The organism is Candidatus Cloacimonadota bacterium, from assembly GCA_012522635.1.
GTDB lineage: Bacteria > Cloacimonadota > Cloacimonadia > Cloacimonadales > Cloacimonadaceae > Syntrophosphaera.
The window spans coordinates 1-4,352 of the sequence record JAAYKA010000012.1 but is presented as its reverse complement, the minus strand read 5'-3'; the positions used below and the strand labels follow the sequence as shown (position 1 = coordinate 4,352).

Annotated in this window: 6 protein-coding genes; all 6 read left to right on the top strand. The window is 47.4% G+C overall.

The window, feature by feature from the left end:
• On the top strand, positions 1-514 hold a 514-nt coding region (gene dapF / locus GX135_00645), incomplete at its 5' end, for a diaminopimelate epimerase (GenBank protein NLN84596.1).
• Complete coding sequence (locus tag GX135_00640) at positions 502-1,137, top strand: hypothetical protein (GenBank protein ID NLN84595.1); 636 nt, start codon at positions 502-504, stop codon at positions 1,135-1,137. The genes dapF and GX135_00640, both read left to right, overlap by 13 nt.
• 83 nt (positions 1,138-1,220) lie before the next feature.
• Complete coding sequence (locus tag GX135_00635) at positions 1,221-1,706, top strand: ferritin family protein (protein NLN84594.1); 486 nt, start codon at positions 1,221-1,223, stop codon at positions 1,704-1,706.
• Positions 1,707-1,822: 116 nt separating this feature from the next.
• Positions 1,823-2,236 (top strand): lytic transglycosylase domain-containing protein, encoded by a 414-nt coding sequence (locus GX135_00630; protein NLN84593.1) that lies wholly within the window; start codon positions 1,823-1,825, stop codon positions 2,234-2,236.
• Positions 2,237-2,291: 55 nt separating this feature from the next.
• Positions 2,292-2,957 (top strand): hypothetical protein, encoded by a 666-nt coding sequence (locus tag GX135_00625; GenBank protein ID NLN84592.1) that lies wholly within the window; start codon positions 2,292-2,294, stop codon positions 2,955-2,957.
• A gap of 119 nt (positions 2,958-3,076) precedes the next feature.
• Positions 3,077-4,351, top strand: a complete 1,275-nt coding sequence (locus GX135_00620; protein ID NLN84591.1) for a bifunctional folylpolyglutamate synthase/dihydrofolate synthase — start codon at positions 3,077-3,079, stop codon at positions 4,349-4,351.
• Position 4,352: the final 1 nt, after the last annotated feature.

The following is a 4,352-nucleotide window of genomic DNA, read 5'->3' as shown; positions in this document are numbered from 1 at the left end:
CCTGCGCGGGGATTCCAAACTGCGTATTGCCACAGACAGTGGTGTGTTAGATGCAGTTATCGAAGCTGAAGAGATTTCGGTGAAGCTTGGCATGCCCCAAATGTTGGAGAATAATCTTGTTTTAGAAGGTATCGAGGGGGCATTGATCGGGGTTGGAAATTGGCATTTTGTGAGCTATCAAAAAGAATTGAAAGACCAGGAATTTGAGTTTGGACCGCTCTTAGAGCAGCATTCACATTTCCCGGATGGAGTGAATGTGGAGTTCGCGCGTGTGGTTTCCCGCAATCAAATTGATATGACAATTTGGGAACGTGGCGCAGGAGCCACCCAGGCTTGCGGCACAGGCGCAGTAGCAACTGTTTTTTGCGGGATTCAAAAGGGATTTTTGGACTCTGAGGTCCGGGTTAATATGCCCGGTGGAACTGTTTCGATCCGGGCTTTGGAAAATGGTGAATTCATTCTTGCGGGCGCGGTTGAACACACTTTCAATGGAGTTTATACATGGAAAATTTAGGCGGACACCTGCAAAACCTGAGGGAAGAGCAGGGTATCAGCTATCAAAAAGTTTTTGACGACCTGCGCATTCGCGAAGAACAGGTTCGGATAATTGAGGAAAACCGCTTTTTTGAGCTTGGACCTTTCGGGTTTTCCAAAGCTATGGTTTATAATTATGCCCGCTATCTGGGTGCGGATTTGGATGAGGTTATGGCCGAGTTCAAAGTCATGGTTCCCGAACACACCAAGAAACCCACGCAAACTGATTTGGGAACGAAAGAGCACAAGATATTGCTTTCACCCAACTTGTTGTGGTTGTTTGGAATAATCCTGTTTGTGATGGTTTTAGCGGGAATTTTGAGATATGCCTACAGCCAGGGGCGACTGCAAACACCGGACTTTTTGAAGCGACAGACAGCGGATTCCACTGCAGTTAAAAAGGCTTCCACGGCAGAACCGGAACAGGAAAGCAAAAAACCAGAGCCAGACCTGATGCGCGAAATTCAAAAAAGCATCACCCAAAATATTCCCGCCCACCACGAAGAAGAAAAACGCGAGGAACAAACCCAGCGAAAACCCGTTCAAGACAGCACAGACCACGTGGGTGAACTTTTAGGCCCCTCGCAGGTGAGTTTGGAATAGAAAGGGTCGGGCTATTCGGGCTTGCCAAAACTTGAAGAAAGACTAAGTTTTTAGCATATAAAATACAAATACTGGAGGAAATTATGCCTGCCTTCTCAATCAACGAAATCATCGAAATGGCCGTTCAAATCGAGCGCAACGGCTATGCGTTTTACAACGAAGCCAGCAAACGTAAAGATTTGGACAAAAAAAGCCTGGAATTCATCACCTGGTTGCGCGACCAAGAATTGCAGCACGAAAAGACATTCATGAAACTTCGCGATGACGCGGACTTGCAAGACCTTGAACTGACCCAGGATTGGGAAATGGTTTCCGCATATTTGAAAACCATCGTGGATGGAAGAATTTTCAACAGCCCGGAATCCGCCATTCGCAAAGCCACTGAAGCTTCAGACCTATCCACACTTCTGGATAACGCCATCACCTTCGAAAAGGATACCCTTCTCTATTTCCACACAGTTAGCGACAGCATTTCGAACCCCAAAGCCCTGGTTGCACTCAGACGCATCATCAATGAAGAGATTTCCCACGTGATGCGGCTGAATGATTTTAAGAAAACCCTGGCCTGAACCCTAAAGTGGCGTCCACCAAAAAGAAAAACAAGCCCAGAAAGGCGCTGCGAAGCCTCCTGATTTTGTTTTTGGCTTTGCTGGTGCTGCTTTACAACCCCGTTTCGGTGCGGCTGATGACGCTTTCCACGGCGGTGGTTTACAAGCTGGATCCGCGCATCTTTTATAATCTGATAAACACAGAAAGCCGCTTTCGGAGCTTTGCTGTGTCGCCCGCTCAAGCAATTGGCTTGGGACAGGTACAGGAACCCACAGCCCGCTACGTTCACGTGAAATATCGGCGTGGTATGCTTTATTTTCCACCATATAACCTGAGCATTTCCGCGCGTTATCTCAATTATCTTCGCGGCAGATTCGACAATAATTGGACCCTGGTTTTAGCGGCATATAATTGGGGTGAAAACAACGTGGAAAAAAGAATGCGGGGCATCCCTATCGACTCTGAGGCGGACTATCGCGACCGTTTTTATGACATCCGCGAAACATACGCCTACATTAACAAGATCATGCCTCGCACAAAAAAGGCTTGACGTGAAAGCGCAGGCAGAATTTTATCGAAAAAACTATCTCTTTCAGGAGTAACCAATGCTGAAAAAGCAACGCGGAAACGTGATATTCTGGATAATCAGTGCACTTTTGGCCATAGCTTTGGTCCTGGTTTTGGCCCTGCCAGGAAAATTTAAGCTGGACCCGGAAAAGAACACGGACGACTGCACCACCTACATGAAAAATATCTGGGTGGCAATCGACAACTATATGCAAGACTACAAAAAAGATTTTGAGGGCGACCTGGATTTGCTTAGAAACACAGCCAATCCGAACGGTAAAGGCACCTATCTTTCCGAGGAAAAATATTGCCCAGAACTTCAGGGCGAAAAAACGGAATATATTGCCTTCGGCAAACACCTCACCGAAGTGGTGGAGGGAGAAACCAAACACTATTCCGGCATCCTGGTTCTTTGCCCAAATTTGGACAAATATGCCAAACACATCCTGGATAAAAACTTCTACGACAATATGAGTGCCTCCAAGCTCCAAAACGTGATGGTGAACGACCTTATGAAAATCGATTCCATCACAAAAAACAATGCCAAACAGAAAAATGAGTTTATGATGCGCTATTTTGAGTATTGGAAAAACACCAAACACACGGAATTCAATGCCGCCATCGAGGATCCCACTTTCGTTAAGTTGCGCAAGGATCTCACCGGAGAACAACCTGATTTCCAGGATGATCCGGTTGACGATTAATTATATGAATTAAGTCCGCAGAGACAAAACCTTTCACGCATAAATCTTCCCCGCGGTATCGGCGGCTGTTTCAGATCCGCTCCGCGGGGATTTTATTTATACTTTAAAGGCTTGGGAAAATGCAATATCAGGAATTTTTAGATCATATTTACCAAAGATATTCTGGAAACATTAAGCTGGGGCTGGAGCGTATGGAGGGTCTGCTTGAGGAAATGGGCTCGCCGCAGAATTCTTTACGCGGTTTCCACGTTGGCGGAACCAACGGCAAGGGTAGCGTTTGCGCCAGTTTGGAAGCGCTGTGCCTGGCTCATGGATTCAGCACAGGGTTGAACACCTCGCCGCATTTGATAAATTACACCGAACGTTTCCGTGTCAATGGGCGCGAACTCGATTTCCCACGTGTTTTGGATACATTTTCCAGGTTTGAGGGTCTCTTTCAGAAGTGGGACGCCTCATTTTTTGAAATCACCACCGCCATTGCCATGCAAGTTTTTAAAGAGGAAGCCTTGCACAGCGCCGTGATCGAAGTTGGCCTGGGCGGCAGGCTGGACGCCACAAATCCTTTTACCCCGGATGTTTCAGCCATCACAAGCATCGGCTTGGATCACGTGAAAACCTTGGGCGCCACCATCAAGAAAATCGCCGCTGAAAAAGCTGGCATCATCAAGCCTGGCGTTCCTTTGGTGCTTGGAAAGCTCCCCGCTGCAGCGTTTAGAGTGATTACCCAGAGGGCTGAATCGCTGAAAGCGCCGCTTTTCCTGCCTGGAATCGATTACAGCTACCAAATCACATCACGCAGTGTTTCCGGTTTGGAGTTCGATTATTGTTTTGGTCGTCACCGTTATCGCAAGCTCTCCACAAACCTGATTGGAGAACACCAGGCGGCGAATTTGGCTTTGGCGCTCACTGCGTTTTTCATTTACGCGAAGCAAAGAGGTTTCAAGGTTTGCGCCCAAAAAGTCCGTTACGCTCTAAAAAACGTAAATTGGCAAGGCAGGATGCAGGTTCTGAGCACCTCGCCTGTCATAATTGCCGATGGCGCACACAATATTCAAGGGGTCCGAGCCGTGTTGGATACACTCTCCAAAATCTGGCCACAGCGCCGTTTTCGGTTTCTCATCTCCATTTTAGCGGATAAAAATTTTGGAGAAATGTTACGATTGATCTGCCAAAACGCTCAGAAAATCTACCTCGCTCAGAACAGTTCGGAACGAGCCGCCACGGTACAGGAGCAGGCTGCCGAAGTTCGTAAATACGGGGTGGAATATGCGACCGCGGATTCGGTTTCCGAGGCTTTGAAAATAGCGCGGGCAGAGATGTCCGAAAATGATATCCTGATTTGCGGTGGATCGCTTTTCACTGTGGGTGAAGTTCTGCAAGCTTTTTCCCAATAAT